Origin of the sequence: Mesorhizobium carmichaelinearum, from assembly GCF_900199455.1 — a bacterium.
In the GTDB taxonomy this organism is placed as follows: Bacteria; Pseudomonadota; Alphaproteobacteria; order Rhizobiales; family Rhizobiaceae; genus Mesorhizobium; species Mesorhizobium carmichaelinearum.
Window position 1 is genome coordinate 1 of sequence record NZ_FZQR01000176.1, and the last position, 416, is coordinate 416.

General features: G+C 33.4%; 1 protein-coding gene. It reads left to right on the forward strand.

Going from position 1 to position 416, the window contains the following annotated elements:
* Positions 1 to 109 precede the first annotated feature (109 nt).
* A partial coding sequence (locus CKW40_RS46305; RefSeq protein WP_143748548.1) for an NUDIX hydrolase occupies positions 110 to 416 on the forward strand: 307 nt, incomplete at its 3' end.

A 416-nucleotide genomic window follows, 5' to 3' on the forward strand; every position in this document is an offset into this window, starting at 1 on the left:
CGCATAGATGTAACAACTTCTTTCTTCCATAATTTTCTTTAATTATAAAACATATGTTCTTTTTGTGGAAGGATTAATTTGTAAATATAACGGGAAGAGGAGATTACATATGGAAAGTGTAATGCAAGTTCGTGTTACGGGAATTTTAATTGAAGATGAAAAAGTATTGCTAGTAAAGCAAAAAGTTGCTAATCGCAATTGGTCTTTACCTGGGGGAAGGGTAGAGAATGGTGAAACGTTAGAAGAAGCGATGACTCGAGAAATGAGAGAAGAAACAGGATTAGAAGTTAAAATTAAGAATCTACTCTATGTTTGTGATAAACCAGATACTAGCCCATCTTTATTGCATATTACGTTTTTGCTTGAAAGGATTGAAGGTGAAATTACGCTACCTTCTAACGAGTTTGATCATAATC